The 260-nt window shown below is 65.4% G+C and carries 1 pseudogene; it reads right to left on the bottom strand.

What is annotated here, in order from left to right:
• A pseudogene (locus R0J88_RS21250) lies at nucleotides 1–260 on the bottom strand (DNA polymerase III subunit gamma/tau); the annotation flags it as partial.

Below are 260 nucleotides of genomic sequence, written 5' to 3'. Positions count from 1 at the left end.
ACTCCAGCAGCGCCAGCACATGGCGGTGATCCAGCGTGCCGAGCATGGCGGCGACATCTTCGCGCCGCACCTGACCATGGCCGAAGGCGATCGCCTGATCGGTCAGACTCATGGCGTCACGCATCGAGCCATCGGCGGCCTTGCCGAGCAGCCACAGCGCGTCTTCCTCGAAGCTGACCTCCTCGCGGGCGAGAATGTCAGACAGGTGCTCGACAACGCGCACCGGCGGCATGTTCTTGAGCGTGAACTGCAGGCAACGC

Source organism: Pseudoalteromonas sp. SIMBA_162 (assembly GCF_046535955.1).
GTDB classification, from domain to species: Bacteria; Pseudomonadota; Gammaproteobacteria; order Enterobacterales; family Alteromonadaceae; genus Pseudoalteromonas; species Pseudoalteromonas marina.
Note: the sequence above shows the minus strand (reverse complement) of the source record. Positions and strands in the feature narration are given on the sequence as shown.